This window comes from Achromobacter sp. (assembly GCF_036567245.1).
Classification (GTDB): domain Bacteria; phylum Pseudomonadota; class Gammaproteobacteria; order Burkholderiales; family Burkholderiaceae_B; genus Achromobacter.
In genome coordinates, this window is record NZ_DATCUY010000143.1 from 1 (window position 1) to 21,070 (window position 21,070).

The following is a 21,070-nucleotide window of genomic DNA, read 5'->3' on the forward strand; positions in this document are numbered from 1 at the left end:
GTGATTCCGTAGCGAGGCAGCCGTTTCTCGATCCACCAGCTGTTTATTTGCATCACCCCGACGTCTTCGCTGCCGTCTCGGTTCAAGGTGTCGTTCAAGGCGTTCGCTTTCCACCTTGACTCATGCCACGCTATCGCACGCAACATGATTTCACTGACCCCGTAGCGTTCCGCTGCCTCTCGAAAGCAAAGCGTGCCCTTCGCAATTGGGCTCGACATCGAGGCCGGTGAGACGACCATCAATGACAATAGCAATAGCGAGGCAGCGGTTCTCATGCGTGCCCCATCGCCCGTGACACCAGTCCGCTGCACAGTTGGAGAAACAAGGCTTCGTCGCCTTGCACTCCGTCAGGCGTCAGAACGAACTTCCCGGCGATAGCGACTGTCGGCGTAGCGTCCACGGCGTATGCGATCATCGACCGGGGAAGCTCTGCGACCTCCGCCGGCGACAGACTCTCCCAGGCCTCCTCGAACGCCAGCACGTTCCCCCCCGCCGCGTTCACGATGCCACGCCAGGTTTCAGGAGCTCGCGGCGAGCGGCCTTCTCCTTGGATAGCGCGGTAGGCTGCATCTTCGAATCTCGCGACCGCAGGCCCCAACGCCTTTTGCGCGGCCAAATACCCTGCGGCTTCGTGAATTCCCGTGCCATCGGCAAGCAGAATCGGGACGAACTCATATCGCCAAGGTGCTGGGAGACTCTTGGCCCACTGACGCAGTGGCGTGTGGAATGTGCGGCAAAAAGGGCAGCTAAATGAGAAAAAGATGCGTACCACTCGCTTGTCCGCTTCAACCTCGGCAACCTCACGGTATGGCATTGGCGGGGTATATGACTGTCCCTTTCCCTCACCACCCATTGCCATAGAGGGTTGCGCCTTCGCCACTACGTGCAGGGCGCTAGTTGTGGCTAATGCCAGCACGGCGGTAATGCAGGAACGCCTCATCTTGAATTTGCTCATTGCTCAGTAGTCCTTGGTCAATGCACATAGCGAAAAGCGATTGCCGTCGCTCGCCTCGTTTCCACTCTTCGATCACGTGTTGTACTGGTTGTTCTGCCAGGATCCCGTTGTCTATGAAGTATCCGAGGAGGTCCACCGCTTCCTTTGTTCGGCCTAAGCATTCGATGACCTGGAGGCGCGTCGCCGCTCCAGTCGAAATGAGCGCTTCCCACAGTTCAAGGACGCGATGTTCTTCAATGGCCACGCGAGCCATCGTCTCCACCGCTTGATACGCCTGCGCGGGAGTTATCACACCCGAAGCGATCAACCTCTTGTCGAGCCTCTGCCGCTCAAACGTAGGCCACAGGGCCGGGTTCAGGAGGGACTGAATGGCGCTGAGCGTGGTTTTCCCTTCGCGCGCGAGGCGGACGCCCGCCTCCGCGAGAGTTTCGAATTGAGGTTGATAGCTCGCCGCTTCGTACAGTTCTTTGGCGTCTCCGCCGGCCAGAATCACCCGTCGCACGCGATCATCGATCTGGATAACCTCAAAGATCGGCATCTTGGTTTCCGACATGTCGTGGTCGCTCACAATGACCGGGAACTTGTCGTCCGGGTGATAGGCCCCGACGGCCTTCAACCACGCTTTGCTAGATTCGTTGGGTACGACCCATTCGACCGTCGCCTCGGCGGGGATGGTCCTCACAAGGCGAGGCGCAATAATGAGTCGCAGCGTCTTCGCAATCAAGTCCCGGGGCATCTTCAGTTCGAGCAAACGCTCAATCACTAGCGCACTCGTATCCGAATGCGTGGTTGTCCAGAGCTGGCAACCGGTGTTCGCGTTGCGGCCCAACGCCTCAGCGGTCTCTTCGTCCCGAGTCTCACCGATCATGATGCGGTGGGCACGCTGTCGAAGGAATGCCCTGGCTAGCATGGGATACGTGACCTTTCCCGGCACCAGCTCACATTGGTCTATGCCAGGCGTAGGTATCTCCACAGGTTCTTCTGCGGTCTTGACGTTCTCTCCTCTGTCGCGCAACTCGACCATGTATGCCATGAGCTGCGTCGTTTTGCCGCTTCCCATGGGGCCCGACACCACTACCGTTCCCGCGCGTACCGCGAGTGCCTGGTCGATTACGCGTCGGACTGCTAAGGGCATGTATATGTCACGGTAGGCAAGCCGTTGTGCTTGTTCCCGAGCGAGCCGGAATACGGCTGTTGAGCCGACGATGGTGTGAAGGAAGCTGGCACGGAGACTCAGTTTGAGCCCATCTTCCGGATAGCGAAGATGAATCGCGCCATCCATCGGTATGAACTGTTCGGACAAGTCCATGCTTGCACGTGCGCGGAGCTTTTCCTCGACATGCTTGACGAGGTCCCCTTCGTACTCCGGCTCAAGCCAGCTGATTAGACGAACCCCCGAGTCAGCAACTTCAACCGGGCGCATGGCGCCATGGACGAAGCGAAGTTGAATGTCGGTCATGCCCTCTAATGCCGCTCGACGAAAGAGTTCGTTCAGGAAGTCGGCGGCCGGCTTGTCTTCCGGGCCCATGTAGATAAATTGATCGCGCTGACGGCCGAGTCTACTCATCGCCTCCTCCGCCTTACAGGAAGTTCTTGCACGTAAGACTGGGCCCGTAGAGCACGGCGCTTGCGTAGGTTTGCGCGCCGGAATCCACCTTTATGCTCAGCTCCAGGAGGGATAGACGAAGCTCGGTGTGCTCCGGTCCAGCAAACAGGTTGCTGGCGATAAAGCGCGTCGCGTCCATCGTCAGCCGAATCGGTAGTGCTAGCCGGTCCATCCGCTCGCACGGCTCAGTCGCCACCAGGGAGTAGCCCAGCCAAGCGATTGTCCCGAGAAATACGGCGGTGCCGAAAAACGCCTTGAATAGCATGACATCTCCATTGTCTATGCCTCGATTATATTTATGGCGCTTTTTATTTCATACCTAACAATGTGTACTTTTTGGTTTGTGGTTGGGTTTTTTGCATCCTATGTGCCTGCATGCCTGTGAGGCAGCCTGTCGAAGCCTTTCCGAGCATGCTGCCCGCGGGATTCAACAGCAGAATCTAGGGGCGGCGCACCGTGGTAATCGTGAAATTTCGTCGCCATCCCCTTGTAAGCCAGCAGCACCTTTGCCAGCTTTCCGCCTCTATGCTTCAGGATATGGAGCTCTGCACAACCCGGATACGGAGTATCCGGGTCATCTTGCTCGGGTCTGTATATCCCCATCACAACGTCAGCATCCGCCTCGATGGATCCTGAGTCCTTAAAGTCGGCGAGCAGTGGACGTTTGTTGGTTCTTCGATCGATTTCGCGGTTCAACTGGGACAGGAGCAAGATAGAAATGCCAAGCTCCTTTGCGAGGCTCTTAAGACCGCGCGTGATAGTTTCGATCTGGCTGTGGCGCTTCTCTTCAGTCCCGACCATGAGCTGGAGGTAATCGACGATCAAAACGCGCAGGCCTGATTTGCGCTTCAAAGTTCTCGCCTTGGACGCTACGTCGAGAAGCGTCAAGCCAGAGGTTTCGTCGATGAACAGCGTGGCTGTGGCCGCAAGCTGTCCCGCTGTGACGAGTCTCGCCCAGAAGTCACTTTGCACTGCTTCTGGATTGTCCGCCTGGAGCGCATCGATCGAAATATCGGACCATTGAGCCAAGGTACGCCCGGTGAGCTCCTCTTCGGGCATTTCTTGCGACAGATACGCCGTCGGGACTTGGTCAGCAGCGAGGTGACTTCCGATCGTGCCGGCCAATGCCGATTTCCCCATCGCCGGGCGACCGCCCAGGACGTACAACCGCCCCGGCAACAGTCCGCCGTGCAACGCCTTGTCCAGATCGGTCAGCCCTGTAGAGACGACGTCTCGGGCTATGCCTCCCGAAATTCTCTGGTCGAGCTGTTCAATGAAGCGTGCCGCTGCGGCAGCGATGGGCACAGCGTCCCGCTTGACCGTTTGCTCCCCCAGACCGCCGATCAATTTCTGTGCATGGTCGAGGAGTTGATGCACGTTCCGGCCACCTGGTTCGGATACAGAAGCTTGGATCTCCGACGTCACGAAGATCAGCTGTCGGAGCAAGGCCTGTTCGACCACAATCTCGGCGTACCGAATTGCGTTTGTGGCGCTGGCGCACTCCGCGGCAAGCGAGTTGAGATAGGGTAACCCGCCGGCGCGGGGTGCTTCGTTGCGCTCGCACAAGAGATCGTGCACGGTAATCACGTCAGCCAATTGCCCCCGACAAATCAGGGAAGCAATTGCGCTGAAGATCAGGGCATTGCCATGGGCGCCAAAGTGCGAAGCGCCAACCCTCACCGGCGCGATGCGGTCGAAGGTGTCATTGTTAACAAGCAGGGCTCCGAGCAAAGCTCGCTCCGCCGTGCCAGCCCGAGCGTGCAGTGGGCTATCACCCTCCGGAATTGTGCGGCGCATTTCTTCTGGAACTACTCGAACGAAACAAACTTGCCGCCGTTCTCACGCAACCGCGACGCAATACGATCGCCGACGGCACGCAAAAAAGTGGCTTTTCTAAGGTGAGTGGTGATGACTGTGGGCTTTACCTCTTCGAAGCGGCGTTCGATGAGTTCAAAGATCGCATGTCGACCCGCCCCATCCCAAGGGTGCGAGAGCAGCCCATCCAACACGAGTAGGTCTGGATTGGCTAGCTCGGCGAGGGCATCCTCCCCGCACTCGACGACGGCAGCGATAGCCCTGCGGGCGCGTATAAGCCGGCCGGTGCTACCGCTTGCGATAACCGCAAACAGCATCGCCGTCGCCAGGTGCGTTTTGCCTTTCTGAGGCCCGCCTAACACCATGGAAACGCCGTCATAGCGCGCGACGTTGAAATGCTTGCTGTAACTTTCGCAAGCCAGTTTTCTCGCTTTATGTTCTTCGCTGTACGCGTGAAAGGTATCGAAGGTGCAAGACTTGTACCTTGTGGGTACGTGCGCCTTCGCCAGCACCTCGTCGCCGGATAGGCATGGAAGCGGCTCTGCATCGTGCTTCTGGCCACTTTCACCCTGAAACAACAGGCGCCGCAGCTCGTTAGACAACATCACTTGATCTCCTTTGCTGACCCGCTGCTTTATTGCAGAAGGTGACAAAGTTTCGTAATTATTTCTTGCTATGTGTGTAACTACTTGGCTAAACATTACCGCTGTAACAAGTTTGGCGCCGTTTTGTAACACTTACTCGCGGTGATAGTGGTTTTCGACGCACTTCCGAAATCCGTCGGGGGAGATGAGAAAGTCCAGACTGGCGACGAATGGTGGTCGTCCCGGCTCTGACGGTGGCGCCTGCCCCGTCAAGAAATCGGACTCGCTGCATATCTCGAAGAATGTGTGCCATGCGTCCAGGCCCTGCTGGATTGTGTGATAACCAAACGGAGGCACGTCCAGCCTCGCAGCCTGCTTCCAGCGCGCTGCGAGGAGCTTTCGGCGGCTGTCATCAAGCACTTTGATCCTGGGGTTGAGGGGCATTCGGTCGTGATAAATCTCTACGAGCCGTTCGTGGGGGCACGGCGGCAGTCCGTCAACCTGCGCAGATTCCAGGCCATCGCCCGGACGAGAGCCAGAACCTAGCGCTAACCCGCCAATAACCCGCTGGGTTTCGTCCGGGTTTCCCGTATCGGGTCTTCCGTCGCCTCCAGGTAGCTCCTGAGGCGGCACCGACTTTCGCGGACGGCCACCCTTTTTCCCGTTCTCGCGGGACTGGTCTCGCCGCTTATTGCCCGCAGCGATCTCTTCCTCGCAGCGCTTATGCCACCACCCGCTTTCGGTCTGAACGAAAAACTCCCTCAGCACCACACCCACGGCCTTGCGCTCGTCGTCACTCCGCGCGAGCAGTTTGCGGCAGAGGTCGGCCTCGTCTAAAGGCAGCGCCTTCTCGATGGTGTAGTAGTGGTCAAGCAAACGGCGGTACGCCCCTTCTTCCAAAAGAGTCAGGTGCCGCGTGTCCTTGACGTGGTCGCCGATGTTATGGGGGTAGAAGTGCATCGCAGTCTTGTCCGGTCAGACATTGAGCGGCACGGATTGCAGAAGATGGCATTTCATGGGCGAGCACGCAGCGCGTCGAGTAGCGCGGCTCGTCGCTCCGCGCCGGCGAACTCAGCCGGGTTTTGAATGTATCGGACGATGAGCGCGTCTCGCTCTGAGATGAGGCCTTCCTGAATGAGCCCCTCCAAAGAAACGCGACTCTCGCTATTTATCTCCACTAAAATGCCTCGCCGAAGAGGCATCGCCGTGTCCCCCTTTAACCAGAGGCTGGATTGTGGCGGGGTTACTTCAGCAAGCCGCGCCAGCGCCGCGACTATGCCAGCCGTCCGCCCGCCGATAGCGACGGAAGAGTTGATTCGGTCGGCTTCGACTATTGTTGCTCTTGTCGAGGTCGCGAGCTTATTGGAAGTAGCCATGGGCGCGAATTCGGTTAAGTAAAAGTTTGCGAATATTAAGCGATACTTTATGGAAGGTAAACCCCGATGACACAAAAGACAAAGAGGCCTGAAGGCTCCACGTCTCCGCAGCTGTCACAGATGCAACGCGACTTTGTCGCAAAGCTGGATTTTCAGATGCAGTCGAACGGCGTCTCAGCCGCCGCGTTAGCCGAACGGCTAGGCGTCAGCACGCCTGCCGTCTACGGATGGAGAAACAATGGCCGGTTCGACCGCGAACATGCGGTGGCTCTAGCCCAAGTCTTCGGTACCTCCATCGCTTATTGGCTCTCTCCTGAGATTCCCGTCGGCGCGCCTACTGACCTTTCGGCCCTCGCGGGTTCGGACGCAGAGACCATCGACATTCCCTTCCTCGGAGCGCGGCTGAATTACGGAACTATGTTGCCGCCAACGGCATGCGCAATCCGACACCTGCGGGTTAGCCGGACCTGGCTCAACGCTCGCCTTCCTCTGGGCGCGAACCTAACTGCTGTGGGGTTTGTGTACATAGAAGGGGCGTTCATGGAACCTACGTTCCGTCAGGGCGATATCGCATTCGTGCAAAGCGATGTGAAGGAAGTCAATGCGGACGGCCTGTATCTCATCCGGCAGGGAGAGCAGGTTGACCTTCGCTTCGTCCAACGTCTTCCAGGCGGGGGGCTTCGGCTATCTACCGAGAGCACAAAGGTCGCCCCGATCGATGTTCCAGTTCAGGACCTTGATGATTTCGTTCGGGTAGTCGCACGCGTTCCTTTCACCTGGGCCGAGCGACTCGCGTGACCTCCGAGATTTAATCAACACTTGACACTTAATAAAGCAACACTTATCTTTACGCCAACCTACTAGCCGGGTCGACGCCATACGTCGCCGCGTCGGAGGCGACGAACTCGCCTCTCTTACCTCGGGCAGAAGCAAAGGACGGCATATGGATGCGCGCGAGATCGACACCAACGAATTCGCTCAGGAACCGAGCGAGCAGCTTTTAGAATTGCCTGCGGTCATCAAAGCCACGGGCATCAAAAAGACGAAGATTTACGAGGGAATCAAGGACGGGACGTTCCCGGCGCCTGCGAAGGTAGGGCGCGCATCGCGATGGCCCGCATCGGAGGTCCAGGCGTGGGTCCGCGAACAAAAGAATGCCCGCACCACTGCCGCCCCCAGGGAACGACCTCTCAGGTACAACCGGAGTGTGCAGCACGCATAGTCCCAGCGTCTGGATGCGCGCATCAGCGGATCAGTTGGCACCCAGTATTTTCGAAGCCAGCCGACGTAGCTGTACCATTCTTCGAACAGCACAAAAAGCCGAGCACTATGCTCGGCTTTTTTTTCGTCGAATTCCTTCACCCCTGCCCTCTCGCGCCCCTCTCCATAAACAAGCGAAACGCTTCGCCGTGCGAGTCTCCTGGGTGGCACGACGACGCGCCTGGAGCGCCCCCCGAATTGCGGCCCCACTCAGCTTTGGCTTTGTTGTCCCATATGTTGTCCCATAAGCCAAGCAAAGAAAAAGGGTTAGCTCAACGACATTGAGCTAACCCTTTGATTTTATTGGTCGGGGCGGTGGGATTCGAACTCACGACCCTCTGCTCCCAAAGCAGATGCGCTACCAGGCTGCGCTACGCCCCGAAGGGTGGCAACTATACCAGATACTGGGCGGACGGCCTATGCCCACCCCCGCAACGCGCCGCACAGCCCCCTGCCGGGCCATCCCTGATTGACACCTATATATTTCAAGCCTAAATTAAATGCGGCTTCCGACGCTGCGGTGGATGCCGCCAGAGGACTGGCCGCCAGGCCAGCCGCCCTGTGTTTTCGCGCCGGAATGCCTGCTGGAATCAGCGGGCACACAGGCACAACCCCATACATATACATCGGGAAACACATGGCAAACGCCTCCGCTCCAACCGCCTGGGCCACGCCCGCGCGGACCACTCATACCGTGCTTTTCGTCTGCTGGCTGGCCATTCTGTTCGAAGGCTACGACGTCGGCGTGATGGGCGCCGTGCTGCCGGCGCTGGCCGAGGACAAGAGCTGGGGCCTGACCTCCCTGCAACTGGGTGTGCTGGGCAGCTATGCGCTGGCCGGCATGTTCGTGGGCTCGTTCGCAGTAGGCACGCTGAGCGACCTGCTCGGCCGCCGGCGCATGCTGCTGGGCTGCGTCACGCTGTTCTCGCTGACCATGATAGGCGCGGCCTGGGCGCCCACGCCGACCTGGTTCGCCGTGTTCCGCTTCATCGGCGGCCTGGGGCTGGGTGGGGTGATACCGGTGGCGGCGGCGCTGACCATCGAGTATTCGCCGCCGGCCAAGCGCGGCTTCAACTATGGCGTGATGTATTCGGGCTATTCGCTGGGCATCCTGTGCTCGGCCGCCGTGGCCATGGCGCTGCTCAGCCATTGGGGCTGGCGTTCGGTCATCGCGGTAGGCGCCCTGCCCCTGTTGCTGGTGCCGGTGCTGGCACGCCTGCTGCCCGAATCGCTGGAGTACCTGCTGGCCAAGGGTGACGAAGCCGGCGCGCGCGCCCAGGCCCAGCGCCTGGGCATCACCTCGCTGGAATCTTTCCGGCCGCGCGAGGTCGCGGGCGAAAAGTCCACCTGGCGCGACGTCATGGCGGCGGTGTTCGCGCCGCGCCATCTGCGCGCCACGCTGTGCTTCTGGGGCGCGCTGTTCCTGGGCATGATGCTGGTGTATGGCCTGAACACCTGGCTGCCGCAGATCATGCGCAAGAATGGCTATGACCTGGGCTCCAGCATTTCCTTCCTGCTGGTGTTCAGCCTGGCCTCGGCCATCGGCGGCCTGGTGCTGGGCCGCTTCGCCGACAAGACCGAGCCGCGCAGAATCGTCGCGCTGTTCTACCTGGCGGGCGCGGTGGGCATCTACTGCCTGACCTACAACAACCCGCTGGCAGTGAATTACGTGTGGGTGGCGCTGGCTGGCGTGGGCAGCATTTCCTCGTCGCTGATCCTGACGGGCTATCTGGCGGGTTACTACCCTGCGCACGCGCGCGGCGCGGCCACGGGCTGGGCGCTGTCCTTTGCCCGCATCGGCGCCATGAGCGGCCCCATCGTGGGCGGCTACCTGGCCAGCCTGCAGTTGCCGCTGGCCTGGAACTTCATTGCGTTCTCTTGCGCGGCCGTGCTGGCGGCGGTGTTCGTGGTGCTGATTCCCGGCCGCCACGCGGGCACGCTCCCGGAACAAGCCTCGGCGGGAACCAAGCAGGCGCTGCAGCGGCAGTAAAAGAAAAAACGGCGCGCTCCGAAAAGCGCGCCGTTTTTTCGTAGGGCCGAAACCCGGCGATCAGCCGAAGCGGCCCGTGATGTAGTCTTCCGTTTCCTTGCGGGTAGGCTTCACGAAGATCTGGTCGGTCTGGCCGAATTCCATCAACTCGCCCAGGTACATGTAGGCGGTGTAGTCCGAACAACGCGCGGCCTGCTGCATGTTGTGGGTCACGATGACGACGGTGTAGTCGTTCTTCAGTTCGGCGATCAGCTCTTCGATCTTGGCGGTCGAAATCGGGTCCAGCGCCGAACACGGCTCGTCCAGCAGCAGCACTTCAGGCTTGATGGCCACGCCGCGTGCGATGCACAGGCGCTGTTGCTGGCCGCCCGACAGGCTGTTGCCGCTCTGGTGCAGCTTGTCCTTCACTTCGTTCCACAGCGCGGCCTTGCTCAACGCCCATTCCACCCGCTCGTCCATTTCACCCTTGGACAGGCGCTCGAACAGGCGCACGCCGAAAGCGATGTTGTCGTAGATGCTCATGGGGAACGGCGTGGGCTTCTGGAACACCATGCCGACCTTGGCGCGGATCAGCGAAATGTCGGTCTTGGCCGTCAGCAGGTTTTCGCCGTCCAGGATGATCTCGCCCTCGGCGCGCTGGCCGGGATAGAGTTCAAACATGCGGTTGAAGGTGCGCAGCAGCGTGGACTTGCCGCAGCCCGACGGGCCGATGAAGGCGGTGACCTTCTTCTCCTGGATCGACATGTTCACATTGCGGATCGCATGGAACTTGCCGTAGTAGAAGTTCAGGTTCTTGACCTCGATCTTGTTCTTGACGGCGGTAGCGGTGTTTTCCATTTGGTTTCCCTTGGCTCCGGCGCGCCCAGCGCGCCGGCAAAGCGATCTTTATTTGCGGAACATGTTGCGGGCAAGGATGTTGATGCCCAGCACCAGCAGCGTAATCAGCGTGGCGCCGGCCCATGCCAGGTTGTTCCAGTCCTTGAAGGGACTGGCGGCGTATTGGTAGATCACGACCGGCAGGTTGGCCATCGGGCCGTTCATGTTCAAGGACATGAACTGGTTCGACAGCGCGGTGAACAGCAGCGGCGCGGTTTCGCCGGAGATCCGGGCGATGGCCAGCAGCACGCCGGTGATGATGCCGGTCTTGGCGGCGCGATAGCACACCAGGGTGATCATGCGCCACTTCGGGCAGCCCAGCGCGGCCGCGGCCTCGCGCAGGCTGTTGGGCACCAGCAGCAGCATGTTGTCAGTGGTGCGCACCACCACCGGGATCACCAGGATGGACAGCGCGATGGCGCCGGCCCAGCCCGAGTAGTGCCCGACCTGGGCCACGTACACGGCGTAGATGAACAGGCCGATGATGATGGACGGGGCCGACAGCAGCACGTCGTTCAGGAAGCGCGTGGCGGGCGCCAGCCAGCCGCGCTGGCCGTACTCGGCCAGGTAGGTGCCGGCCAGGATGCCCACGGGCGTGCCGATCAGCGTGCCCACGCCGGCCATCATCACGCTGCCGAAGATGGCGTTGATCAGGCCGCCCGTCTGTCCCGGCGGCGGCGTGATCTCGGTGAAGAGCGTGTACGACAGCGCGGGCGCGCCCTTCACCAACAGCGTCAGAATGATCCAGAACAGCCAGAACAACCCGAACACCAGCGTGCCCAGCGACACGGTCAGCATGATGCGGTTGATCACGCGGCGCCGGCGATAGGTGCCGTTCTGCATATTGAGTACGGATACAGCCATGATCTTTTCCTTGTGCTCGCGGCGCGTCAGGTTTTCTTGCCTTCACTGGCAGACAGGCGAACCAGCAGCATCTTGGCCAAGGCCAGCACGATGGTCGTGATCAGGAACAGGATCAAGCCCAGTTCCAGCAGCGCCGACTTCTGTATGCCGCCCGCTTCATTGAATTCGTTGGCCAGCGCCGAGGCGATCGAGTTGCCCGGCGAGAACAGCGACCCGGACCACTTGAAGGCGTTGCCGATAACGAAGGTCACGGCCATGGTTTCGCCGAGCGCGCGGCCCAGGCCCAGCATGATGCCGCCGATGACGCCCGACTTGGTGTAGGGCAGCACCACGCGCCACATCACTTCCCAGGTCGTGCTTCCCAGGCCGTAGGCGGATTCCTTCAACATCGCCGGCACCAGTTCGAACACGTCGCGCATGACGGCGGCGATGAACGGGATGATCATGATCGAGAGGATCAGGCCGGCGGTGAAGATGCCGATGCCGAAAGGCGGTCCGGCGAAGATGCCGCCGATCACGGGCAGGTTGCCCAGCGTGGCGATCATGAACGGCTGCACATACTGCTGGAACACGGGGACGAAAACGAACAGGCCCCACATGCCGTAGATGATGGACGGAATGGCCGCCAGCATTTCGACCGCGGTGCCCAGCGGGCGGCGCAGCCAGGTGGGCGACAGTTCGGTCAGGAAGATGGCGATGCCGAAGGACACCGGCACGGCGATGATCAGGGCGATGGCCGAGGTCAGCAAGGTGCCGATGATGGGCACCACGGCGCCGTAATTCGAATTGACCGGATCCCAGTCATTGAGCCAGAGGAACGACAGGCCGTACTTGGCCAGCGATTCGCGACTGCCGTAGATCAGGGAAACCAGAATCGCCGCCAGCAGGATGAACACCAGGAAGGCGAACAGGCGGGTCAGATTCTTGAATAGCGCATCCATCAGCGCGTTTTTATTTTGCTTCATAGGCGAAGGCGTGCCGGTAGTCACGGAGTCCGCCACGCTGGGCGGAAGCGGCACACTATTATCCATTACCGCGCTCATGGATGGACTTTCCTTAGGAAACCTGGGGGGATAACTTCGAAGGTCTTGCTGCCGACCGTCCCTGTCGTTGCGCCATTGCGCAGCTCTGGGGACGGTCGCCGATGGAGTGCGCGGCGGAGGCTGGCATTGTTGCCGGGCCTCCTCCGCGATCCATCACTTACTTCCAGACGGCCTTGCCGTCGGCGGCCTTGACTTCGCCCCAGGCGGCGCGGATTTCCTTGGTCACGGCTTCCGGCAGCGGCACGTAGTCCATGGCTTCAGCCGACTTGGCGCCATTCTTGAAGGCCCAGTCGAAGAACTCCAGCACGGCCTTGCCCTGCGCCGGCTTGTCTTGCGACTTGTGGATCAGGATGAAGGTCGCGGCGGTGACGGGCCAGGAATCGGCGCCCGGCTCGTCGGTCAGGACCACGCCCATGCCCGGCGCGCTCTTCCAGTCGGCGTTGGCGGCCGCGGCGGCGAAAGCCTTCTGCTCCGGCTGGACGAACTTGCCGTCCTTGTTCTGCAGTTGCGTCCAGGCCAGCTTGTTTTGCTTGGCGTAGGCGTATTCGACGTAACCGATCGAGTTCTTCAGCTGGCCGACGTAGGCAGCGACGCCTTCGTTGCCCTTGCCGCCCTGGCCCACGGGCCACTTGACGGCCTTGCCTTCGCCCACGGTCGACTTCCAGTCCGGCGACACCTTGGACAGGTAGTTGGTCCAGCCAAAGGTGGTGCCCGAGCCGTCCGAACGGTGCACGACGATGATGTCGGCAGCCGGCAGCTTGAGGTCGGGGTTCAGCGCCTTGATGGCGGCGTCGTCCCACTTCTTGACCTTGCCCAGGAAGATGTCGGCCAGGACCTTGCCCGACAGCTTCAGCTTGCCAGGTTCGATGCCGTCGACGTTCACCACGGCAACCGTGCCGCCGATGACGGCCGGGAACTGCAGCAGACCGTTCTTTTCCAGGTCGGCTGCCTTCATGGGATCGTCCGAAGCGCCGAAATCGACGGTCTTGGCAATGATTTGCTGCTGGCCGCCGCCCGAACCGATGGACTGGTAGTTGACGGCGCTGTTGGTGGCAGCCTTGTAGTCGGACGCCCACTTGGCGTAGATCGGGTACGGGAACGATGCGCCGGCGCCGGTCACGTCGGCGGCCTGGACGGCAAACACGGCGGCGCTCAGCGCGACGCCCAGGGAAACTTGTTTGAAGACACGTTTGAACATCAGGGTTCCTTCTGTGCTCGTTGGAGGAGTCTGGCAGGCTTTGGAAATTGCCTGTCTTTCAGCGACCCTCGCATATTAGGAGCCCAAGATGACAGGATAGTGACAGTCATGATCCCCCCCCCGAGGCGCTGCGCGCCTCCCCCCCAGGGGGGCGCCGGTGGCGGACCGGCGGAGCCGGATCCGCGCGGCCTGGCTTGGGAGGATTTGCCTCGAACGCCACCCTCGAAGGGGGGCGGAGTGACCGCCGCCTCGTCGGCCGCCCTTAAAAACGGGGGCATAGTGGAAAAATGGGCGGGGTCTTGCTTCGGAACACCGCCCCGGGACCGGGGCAGTGCAGCGGGACGTTACACGCCCAGCTTCTGCATCAGGTACTGGTGCAGGTTGAAGGGCTCGCGGCGGCTCTTGACGCGGGCGTAGTCGCCGTCGGCCTGCTGCTGCCAGGCCAGCTGGTTGTCGCGCAGGGCGTAGGTAAAGGCCTCGTCGATGACGCGCTTCTTCAAGGTCTTGTCGTAGATCGGGAAGGCGATTTCGACCCGGCGGAAGAAATTGCGGTCCATCCAGTCGGCCGACGACAGGTACACGGTCTCTTCGCCGTCGGCATAGAAGTAGAAGACCCGCGAATGCTCCAGGAACCTTCCCACGAGGGAACGCACCCGGATGTTCTCGGACAGCCCTGGCACGCCGGCGCGCAGCGCACATACGCCGCGCACGATCAGGTCGATCTTCACGCCGGCCTGGCCGGCCTTGTAGAGTTCCTCGATGACCTGCTCTTCCAGCAGCGAGTTCATCTTGGCCATGATGCGCGATCGCTTGCCGGCCTTGGCGGCGCGGGCCTCGGCGCGGATCAGCGCCACCATGCCGTCATGCATGGTGAAGGGCGACTGCATCAGCGCCTTGAGCGAACGGCGCGCGCCCAGGCCGGTCAGTTGCGCGAACACCTTGTCCATGTCCTCGCACAGCTTCGGATCGGCGGTGAGCAGGCCGAAGTCGGTGTACAGCCGCGCCGTGCGCGGATGGTAGTTGCCGGTGCCCAGGTGAGCATAGCGGCGCAGGCGCCCTTTCTCGCGGCGCAGCACCACGGCCATCTTGGCGTGCGTCTTGTGCGCCACCACGCCGTACACCACGTGCGCCCCCACCTCTTCCAGCTTGGAGGCCCAATTGATATTGGTCTGCTCGTCGAAGCGGGCCATCAGCTCCACCACCACCGTCACTTCCTTGCCGGCGCGCGCGGCGGCCAGCAGGATCTTCATCAGCTCGGAATCCTCGCCGGTGCGGTAGATGGTCTGCTTGATCGCCATGACGTCTGGATCCAGCGCGGCGGCGGTCAGGAAATCGATGACCGGCTGAAAGGACTGGTAGGGATGGTGCAGCAGGCGGTCCTGCTCGGCCACCGCCTCGAACAACTCGGCCGGCTTGTCGCCCACGCGGTCGAACGGCGCCGGCACGGGCGCGCGGTAATCCGGGAACAGCAGGTCCGGCCGCGACTCCGAATTGCATAGCTGCATCAGGCGCGACAGGTTCACCGGCCCTGGCACGCGGTAGGTGTCTTCCGCCTTGAGCGAGAACTCGCGCTGCAGGAAGTGCTCGAGCTCGACCGGCGTCAGCTTGTCGATTTCCAGGCGCACCGCGGCGCCGAAGTTGCGCTGCGACAATTCGCCCTGCAAGGCATGGCGCAGGTTGGTGACTTCTTCCTCGTCCACGAACAGGTCGCTGTTGCGCGTGACCCGCCACTGGTAACAGCCCAGCATCTCCAGCCCGGGGAACAGCTCTCCCACGAAGGCGCGCAGCAACGAGGTCAGCAGGATGTAGCCCTCGGGCTGGCCCGAGAGTTCCTGCGGCATTTTGATCAGGCGCGGCAAGGCGCGCGGCGCCTGCACCACGGCGATCGAAGCCTGGCGGCCGAAGGCGTCGGCGCCGGACAGCGACACGATGAAATTCAGGCTCTTGTTGTAGACGCGCGGAAACGGATGCGCCGGGTCCAGCCCGATAGGCGTCAGCAGCGGCATCACGTCGCGGTTGAATACGTCCCGCGCCCATTCCTGCTGCTGCGGATTCCACTCGGACGCGTGGTGCAGCGAGATACCCTCGGCATGCATGGCCGGCAGGATCTCGTCATTGAGCAGGTTGTACTGGCGGTTGACCAGCTCGTGCACCGCCTGCTGCACATTCTCGAACGCCTGGTCCGGCGTCATGCCGTCCGGCCCCACCAGATTCGGCGACTGGCGTTGCTGCTCCTTCAGGCTGGAAATCCGGATCTCGAAGAACTCGTCCAGGTTGGAGCTGACGATACATACGTAGCGCAGGCGTTCCAGCAAGGGAGTCTTGGGGTTCTCCGCCATCGCCAGCACGCGTTCGTTGAATTTCAGCAGCGACAACTCGCGGTTCAGAAGCAAGGGCTCGGCAGGAGGGCGTGAGGGCATACCGGATTCCATACGTAGGGAGAGCGTGGAGTTTTACTGCAAAAAAGTGACGGTTCCATGACACTACGCCAAAAACGTAGCGTACGCTAAAACCGGGACGTATAGCGGGACGCCGATGCGCCGCAAGCCCCTGTTCCGTAAGAAAAAAAGCGTAATCGGGAGCGCTGTCACATGGGGTCTCTATAATCGGCCCACCTCTCAGCCAATATTACGAGCCGCATGGATCAACTTCTGGCCGCGGTGGACCTTGGGTCCAACAGCTTCCGCCTCTCCATCGGACGCATCGTTCAACAGGACGGTACGCCCCAGATCTATCAGATCGACCGCCTCAAGGAAACCGTCCGGCTCGCGGCCGGCCTGGACTCCGAAAAATGGCTGGGCGATGACGCCATCGACAGGGCCATCGCGGTGCTGGAGCGCTTCGGCGACCGTCTGCGCAGCTTCCACCCCAACCGGGTCCGCGCCGTCGCCACCAACACCTTCCGCGTCGCCCGCAACACCCGCGACTTCCTGCCCCGCGCCGAAGCCGCCCTGGGATTTCCCATAGAAGTCATCGCCGGCCGCGAAGAGGCCCGCCTGATCTTCTCCGGCGTGGTCCACACCCTGCCCCCCTCGCCCAACAAGCGCCTGGTCATCGACATTGGCGGCGGCTCCACCGAGGTCATCATCGGCAAGGGCCATGAGCCCGGCCTGATGTCCTCGCTCTACATGGGCTGCGTCAGCTACAGCCGCCAGTTCTTCTCGGATGGCGTGGTCGACGCGCACCAGATGAAGCAGGCCGAGTTGGCGGCCCGGCGCGAGATCGAAGTGATCGCCAAGCAGTACCGCAAGATGGGCTGGAAGGAAGCCTACGGCTCTTCCGGCACGGCCAAGGCGCTGTTCGCGATCCTGACCGAATGCCGCTTCTCGGACCGCGGCATCACCCGCGCCGGCCTGAACAAGCTGAAGGAGCGCATCATCCGCTCGGGCCGCGTGGTCCCGTCCGAACTGCCCGGTATCAAGATCGAACGCTCGGACGTACTGCCGGGCGGCCTGGCCATCATGAGCGCCCTGTTCGACGAACTGGGCATCGACGTCATGCACACCGGCGACGGCGCCCTGCGCCTGGGTGTGCTGTACGACCTGCTGGGCCGCGACGACGAGCATGACAAGCGCGACGAATCAGTGCGCCAGTTCATGAAGCGCTACCACGTCGACGTCAACCAGGCGCGCCGCGTGCACCATGCCGCGCTCACGCTGTTCGACGCGCTGTTCCCGGATGGCCCGGAACGCGCCGAGCTGCGGCCCGCCCTGGGCTGGGCGGCCGACCTGCACGAAGTGGGCCTGTCCATCGCCCACAACGCGTACCACAAGCACACCGCCTACGTGCTCGAAAACGCCGACATGCCGGGATTCTCGCGCGCCGACCAGCAACTGCTGGCGCTGCTGGCGCTGGGCCACCAAGGCAAGCTGACCAAGCTGGAACCGCTGGTGCGTTCGCGCGCGCAATGGAAGGCCATCCTCAGCCTGCGCCTGGCGGTACTGCTGTTCCGCCGCCGCAACGAAATCGAACCGCTGCCGCTGACGGCCTCGGTGCGCGACAACTCCATCGTGGTGCGGGTCAATCGCGAATGGCTGGCGCAACATCCCCTGAGCGACTTCACGCTGCGCGCGGAAGAAGCCGAGTGGAACAAGGTCGGATTTTCGTTCGAACTGCTGGAGTTCTGAGGAACTGGCGGGAGCCCGCGACGTTTGCATCCGGCCCCGCACTGCGGGGCCGGCGCGTTAAAACGGCGAAAGATCCGTTTCGCGATCGAGCCGCTTGAGCTCCATGCGCAAGGGCCGGGTGGCTCGCCGTATCAGCCTGATCTTCATGCGGCGGAACAGGCGGCGCATGATGATCAGCGCTGAACAGTGGCGGGCTGGTCCAGCCCGAAGTGGCGGCGATAACGCTCGTCCATGCGGTCCATCTTGAGCAGCACCGGGAAATCCGCGGCATTGAAGTCCGGATCCCAGGCGGGCTCGCCACAGACCTTGGCGCCCAGCTTCAGATAGCCCTTGATCAGCGGCGGCACGCGCGCCGGCAACGTACTGTTGAGCTTTTCCACTGGATAACGGTGCAGTGGCGTCACGCGTGGTTCGTCACCCTGCGGCAACTGCTTGGAAATGGTGCGCCACACTTCGGCGGCAGTAACGCCGTCGTCGCGCAGGCTGACGCTGGCGCAGCCCAACACGTATTCGTAGCCGCCGCGGCGCAGGTACTCGGCCAGGCCTGACCACAGCAGCATGATGACGCCGCCGCCACGGTAGTCGGGATGGGTGCAGGAACGGCCGACTTCGACCAGCTCGTCCTGGATGGCCCCCAGCCCGGACAGGTCGAACTCGGACTGCGAGTAATAGCCGCCAGCCTCGCGCGCCTTTTCCGGCGTCAGGATGCGGTAGGTGCCGACGACGCGGCCCGTATCCAGCTCGCGGACCATCAGGTGTTCGCAGAATGGGTCGAAGCGGTCCTGCTCGATGCCGTCCTGGGCATCGGGGAACACCACGCCCATGTCCTCGGTGAAGACCTCGTAGCGCAGGCGTTGAATCTGCTCGATTTCTTCAGCGGTGCGCGCCAAGCCCACCACCAGCACCTTGGCGGCGGCGCCGGTCCAAGGTTCTGCGGCATTACGGCTCGGATTGATGCGTGCTAATTCCAGCATTGCGCGAAGCTCCTAGAGAGTCCAGCCAGTGTGGACGCCCTGTATGTCAAAGACTTGACCAATATGTTACGTGACTATGAAGTTTAGTTCGGGGCAGCTAAATCAATCTCCCGCCCAAATCGACAAAACTTTACAAATGTATACAGACCCTGAACAAACAAAGGCCACCCGTCACGCACCGGGTGGCCTTGCTTGGAATCAGAGCCGGCGTTTATCCCAGGCTGGCCGCAAGTTTCTCGGCGCAGGAGACGGCCAGGGCTTCGTCTTCGGCCTCGACCATCAGGCGCAGCTTCGGCTCCGTGCCCGAAGCGCGGATCAGGATGCGGCCGCGGCCGTCCAGCTCGGCTTCGACGGCCTTGCGCGCGGCGCTCAGGCCGGCGTGCGTCTTCCAGTCCTGGCCGGGGGCCAACGGCACGTTGATCATCTTCTGCGGGTACATGCGCAGGTCGCTCACCCATCCCGCCAGCCCGACTGAATTGCGGCGCAGCGCGGTCAGGACCTGCAGCGCGGCGACGATGCCGTCACCGGTCGAATGGCAGTCCAGGCACAGCAGATGGCCGGAGCTCTCGCCACCATACAGCCAGCCGCGCGCCTGCATCTGCTCCAGCACGTAGCGGTCGCCGACGTTGGCGCGCTCGAAGCCCACGTCCAGGCGCTGCATTTCGCGCTCGAAGCCGAAATTGGTCATCAGCGTGCCGACCACGCCGTCCACCTTGCCGCGCTGCATGCGTTCGCGGACGATGGCGTACATGAGTTCGTCGCCGTTGTAGATGCGGCCTTCGCCGTCCACCATCTGCAGCCGGTCGGCGTCGCCATCCAGCGCGATGCCCAGTTGGGCGCCGCGGGCGCTGACTTCCTTGGCCAGCAATTCGGGGTGCAACGCGCCCACGCCCTTGTTGATGTTGAAGCCGTCCGGGTTGACGCCGATGGCGTGCACTTCGGCGCCCAGTTCGCGGAACACATGGGGAGCGATGTTGTAGGCGGCGCCATGGGCGGCGTCCACCACGATCTTCATGCCATTGAGGTCCAGGTCGTTCGGGAAGGTGCTCTTGCAGAATTCGATGTAGCGGCCTTGCGCGTCACCCATGCGGCGGGCGCGGCCCAGCGCTTCCGAGCTCACGCAGCCCAGCGGCTCATCCAGGGCGGCTTCGATGTCGGCCTCGATCTCGTCGGGCAGCTTCATGCCCTGCGCCGAAAAGAACTTGATGCCGTTGTCCTGGTACGGATTGTGCGAAGCGCTGATAACGATGCCTGCCACCAAGCGCAGCGCACGGGTCAGGTAGGCCACCGCAGGCGTCGGAATCGGGCCGGCCAGCAACACGTCGATGCCCGCGGCCGACAGGCCGGCTTCCAGCGCCGATTCCAGCATGTAGCCGGAAATCCGCGTGTCCTTGCCGATCACGACCTGCGGGCGGGAACCGCCGCGCACGGCATGTTCGCGCGCCAGCACTCGGCCGGCCGCGTAGCCCAGGCGCAGGGCGAATTCGGCGTTGATCACCGGACCGCCGACTTCACCGCGGACACCGTCGGTACCGAAATATTTACGTCGAATCATGAACTGATTGCTCCTTGTTCTGCCGCGTGCCATACCTTGAGCGCGTCGACCGTGGCCGCCACATCGTGCACACGCACGATGGACGCCCCACGCGCCACGCAGGCAAGCGCTGCGGCGATGCTGCCGGGCAACCTGTCGCCCACGGGTCGGCCGGTAGCCTGGCCGATCATGGATTTGCGCGACAGGCCGATCAGCAATGGATAGCCGGCGCTGCGCAAGCTGGACAGCCGGCGCAGCAGTTGAAAATTCTGGTCGCCCGTCTTCCCGAAGCCGAAGCCCGGGTCCAGCACGATGCGGCGAGGGTCGATCCAGGCCGCGCGCAGCTTGTGCGCGCGAGCCCCCAGGAAGAGCCCGATCTCACCGATCAGGTCGGAGTATTCGGGCGGGGCGGCCTGCATGGTGCGGGGTTCGCCCTTCATGTGCATCACGCATAGCCCGCAGCGCGAATGCGCCACTGCCTCGACGGCGCCGGGCTGCCTGAAGCCATAGATGTCGTTGATCATGTCCGCGCCGGCATCCAGCACGGCGCGCATGACTTCGGGCTTGAACGTGTCGATGGACAGAGGCACGCCGCAATCCCGCAGCGCCTCCATCACCGGCAGCAGCCGGGCCAGCTCGTCGGCCACCGAGACCGGATCGGCCCCGGGACGCGTGGACTCGCCGCCCAGGTCCAGGATCTGGGCGCCTTCGGCGATCAATTGGCGCGCATGCGCCACTGCGGAATCCGTATCGTCGTGCTGGCCGCCGTCGGAAAAGGAATCCGGCGTGACGTTGACGATACCCATGACAAGCGGGCGCTCGAGATCAAACTCGAAGCGCCCGCAAAGGAAGTTATTTGCCATAACTC

19 protein-coding genes and 1 tRNA gene are annotated in these 21,070 nt (G+C 62.2%); 4 read left to right on the forward strand and 16 right to left on the reverse strand.

Features of this window, described 5'->3' with window-relative positions:
• From VIR09_RS31570 to VIR09_RS06330, 7 genes are all read right to left on the reverse strand, one after another.
• Positions 1–275: lytic transglycosylase domain-containing protein (locus VIR09_RS31570; protein WP_414639394.1), on the reverse strand; the 275-nt coding region annotated here is incomplete at its 3' end.
• Positions 272–955, reverse strand: a complete 684-nt coding sequence (locus tag VIR09_RS06305; protein ID WP_332012098.1) for a hypothetical protein — start codon at positions 953–955, stop codon at positions 272–274. The genes VIR09_RS31570 and VIR09_RS06305, both read right to left, overlap by 4 nt.
• On the reverse strand, positions 894–2,522 hold the full coding sequence (locus VIR09_RS06310; RefSeq protein WP_175154707.1) for an ATPase, T2SS/T4P/T4SS family: 1,629 nt from the start codon (positions 2,520–2,522) through the stop codon (positions 894–896). Before VIR09_RS06310 ends, VIR09_RS06305 begins: the two co-directional genes overlap by 62 nt.
• Positions 2,523–2,535: 13 nt before the next feature.
• Entirely contained in the window at positions 2,536–2,826 is a 291-nt protein-coding gene (locus VIR09_RS06315) for a hypothetical protein (protein ID WP_054470919.1), read from the reverse strand.
• 98 nt (positions 2,827–2,924) lie between these two features.
• Positions 2,925–4,358 (reverse strand): replicative DNA helicase, encoded by a 1,434-nt coding sequence (locus tag VIR09_RS06320; protein WP_063589006.1) that lies wholly within the window; start codon positions 4,356–4,358, stop codon positions 2,925–2,927.
• Positions 4,359–4,369: 11 nt separating this feature from the next.
• Positions 4,370–4,981, reverse strand: coding sequence for an ATP-binding protein (locus tag VIR09_RS06325; RefSeq protein WP_332012099.1), 612 nt, complete (start codon positions 4,979–4,981; stop codon positions 4,370–4,372).
• A gap of 132 nt (positions 4,982–5,113) precedes the next feature.
• Positions 5,114–5,920, reverse strand: coding sequence for a YdaU family protein (locus tag VIR09_RS06330; RefSeq protein WP_332012100.1), 807 nt, complete (start codon positions 5,918–5,920; stop codon positions 5,114–5,116).
• A gap of 536 nt (positions 5,921–6,456) precedes the next feature.
• On the opposite strand from VIR09_RS06330, the gene VIR09_RS06335 reads away from it, so the two are divergent.
• Positions 6,457–7,134, forward strand: coding sequence for a S24 family peptidase (locus tag VIR09_RS06335; protein ID WP_332012101.1), 678 nt, complete (start codon positions 6,457–6,459; stop codon positions 7,132–7,134).
• 145 nt (positions 7,135–7,279) lie between these two features.
• Complete coding sequence (locus tag VIR09_RS06340; RefSeq protein ID WP_006221055.1) at positions 7,280–7,558, forward strand: helix-turn-helix transcriptional regulator; 279 nt, start codon at positions 7,280–7,282, stop codon at positions 7,556–7,558.
• A gap of 342 nt (positions 7,559–7,900) precedes the next feature.
• Here the strand turns inward: VIR09_RS06340 and VIR09_RS06345 are convergent.
• Positions 7,901–7,977: transfer RNA gene (locus VIR09_RS06345), tRNA-Pro, on the reverse strand.
• Between the two features lie 256 nt (positions 7,978–8,233).
• Here VIR09_RS06345 and VIR09_RS06350 point away from each other — a divergent pair.
• Positions 8,234–9,586 carry an aromatic acid/H+ symport family MFS transporter gene (locus tag VIR09_RS06350; RefSeq protein WP_332012102.1) on the forward strand — a complete coding sequence of 451 codons (1,353 nt, stop codon included), beginning with the start codon at positions 8,234–8,236 and terminating at the stop codon, positions 9,584–9,586.
• Positions 9,587–9,646: 60 nt separating this feature from the next.
• On the opposite strand, the gene pstB is transcribed toward VIR09_RS06350, so the two are convergent.
• From pstB to ppk1, 5 genes are all read right to left on the reverse strand, one after another.
• On the reverse strand, positions 9,647–10,423 hold the full coding sequence (gene pstB / locus VIR09_RS06355; RefSeq protein ID WP_013395581.1) for a phosphate ABC transporter ATP-binding protein PstB: 777 nt from the start codon (positions 10,421–10,423) through the stop codon (positions 9,647–9,649).
• Positions 10,424–10,471: 48 nt separating this feature from the next.
• A complete protein-coding gene (gene pstA / locus VIR09_RS06360) occupies positions 10,472–11,326 on the reverse strand; it encodes a phosphate ABC transporter permease PstA (RefSeq protein ID WP_332012103.1) in 855 nt (284 codons plus the stop codon).
• 26 nt (positions 11,327–11,352) lie between these two features.
• Complete coding sequence (gene pstC / locus VIR09_RS06365) at positions 11,353–12,369, reverse strand: phosphate ABC transporter permease subunit PstC (RefSeq protein WP_332012104.1); 1,017 nt, start codon at positions 12,367–12,369, stop codon at positions 11,353–11,355.
• Positions 12,370–12,526: 157 nt separating this feature from the next.
• Entirely contained in the window at positions 12,527–13,567 is a 1,041-nt protein-coding gene (pstS, locus tag VIR09_RS06370; protein ID WP_332012105.1) for a phosphate ABC transporter substrate-binding protein PstS, read from the reverse strand.
• A gap of 344 nt (positions 13,568–13,911) precedes the next feature.
• Positions 13,912–15,987 carry a polyphosphate kinase 1 gene (gene ppk1, locus VIR09_RS06375; RefSeq protein ID WP_332012106.1) on the reverse strand — a complete coding sequence of 692 codons (2,076 nt, stop codon included), beginning with the start codon at positions 15,985–15,987 and terminating at the stop codon, positions 13,912–13,914.
• A gap of 219 nt (positions 15,988–16,206) precedes the next feature.
• Here ppk1 and ppx point away from each other — a divergent pair, with 219 nt between their 5' ends.
• Complete coding sequence (gene ppx / locus VIR09_RS06380; RefSeq protein ID WP_332012107.1) at positions 16,207–17,694, forward strand: exopolyphosphatase; 1,488 nt, start codon at positions 16,207–16,209, stop codon at positions 17,692–17,694.
• A 173-nt stretch (positions 17,695–17,867) separates the two neighbouring features.
• Here the strand turns inward: ppx and VIR09_RS06385 are convergent, their stop codons facing one another.
• The 3 genes from VIR09_RS06385 to folP form a co-directional block, all read right to left on the reverse strand.
• A complete protein-coding gene (locus VIR09_RS06385; RefSeq protein ID WP_332012108.1) occupies positions 17,868–18,668 on the reverse strand; it encodes a GNAT family N-acetyltransferase in 801 nt (266 codons plus the stop codon).
• 211 nt (positions 18,669–18,879) lie between these two features.
• A complete protein-coding gene (gene glmM, locus VIR09_RS06390) occupies positions 18,880–20,223 on the reverse strand; it encodes a phosphoglucosamine mutase (RefSeq protein ID WP_332012109.1) in 1,344 nt (447 codons plus the stop codon).
• Entirely contained in the window at positions 20,220–21,065 is an 846-nt protein-coding gene (folP, locus tag VIR09_RS06395) for a dihydropteroate synthase (protein WP_041654233.1), read from the reverse strand. Before folP ends, glmM begins: the two co-directional genes overlap by 4 nt.
• Positions 21,066–21,070: the final 5 nt, after the last annotated feature.